Genomic DNA, 1,020 nt, shown 5'->3' on the forward strand with positions numbered 1-1,020 from the left:
CTGAAGGAGGTCGCGGCAGCGTCCAACATCACGGTAAAGACCGGCCGCACCTATCTCGAACGTATCTTCGCCAAGACCGAAACCCGCCAGCAGAGTGAACTGGTGGCGCTGCTCAAGAGCACCGAACCGCTCACCGGGCGCAGGTAGCAACCTGGTTTTTGGAACCCGACAGTCGGCATATGCCGACTGTCGGAGGCAAAGCATTCCGTGCAAGTTCCGCCCTCGATTGCAGCGGCCCGCCTTGAGGCGGCGGGCCGCTGCCGATGCGGGGAAAGTCGATGTTCGAAACCGGACACGCCGTGGTGGCGGGGTTGCTTCCGTTCGCCATTTCCTATGCGCTGGTGGCAATGCTGCCCGGCGCCAACTTCGCCGTCGTCACGCAGGCCGCGCTAACCGCTTCGCGCGCCACGGCTCTGTCTGCCGCCGCCGGTGTTGCCTTGGGCGCGAGTTCGCTGGCGACCATCGTCGCGACTGGCGCCGGAGCGTTGCCGTCAGGGGGCTTTGCACACCAGATGGCCGCCAGCCTCTACGGTGCAATGCTGGTCTTCATCGGTTGGAATTCGATGCGGCGGGCGCTGTCGATCAAGGTTGGCTTCGACGTGCCGAAGCCCGTTCCAATCACGCGATACTTTCGGCTGGGCTTTGTCACGGCAGTGGCAAACCCTGCCACCGCATTGTTCTTCGCGTCCTCCACACTGAACTTGGATGCGCGCGGGGCAATGCACCTATCCTTGGCTGTGCTGGTTTTTGCCATTGCCATCGCCTGGTTTGGCCTTCTCGGCCTTTGTATTTCCCAACCGGTCGCCCAGCGATTTTACGCACGTTTTCGAAAGCATGCAGACATCGTATTGGGAGGAACTCTGGTGGCGCTCGGCTTCTCCGCATTTGGACATTGAGCGACAGGTGTATGCGCCCACTTGTCAGCCGCGGTTGGGCAGCTCCACGTTCTTCAGCAACGCCACGAGCTGGCTTTGCTGGCGGGTTCCGGTCTTGGCGAAAATCCGTTCGAGATAGGTGCGG

General features: G+C 61.9%; 1 protein-coding gene. It reads left to right on the forward strand.

The window, feature by feature from the left end; genetic code table 11:
• Positions 1 to 278 precede the first annotated feature (278 nt).
• Entirely contained in the window at positions 279 to 896 is a 618-nt protein-coding gene (locus EN939_RS35590; protein ID WP_127271743.1) for a LysE family transporter, read from the forward strand.
• The last annotated feature ends 124 nt before the right edge of the window (positions 897 to 1,020 follow it).

The organism is Mesorhizobium sp. M7A.F.Ca.CA.002.05.1.1 (assembly GCF_003998335.1).
GTDB lineage: Bacteria > Pseudomonadota > Alphaproteobacteria > Rhizobiales > Rhizobiaceae > Mesorhizobium.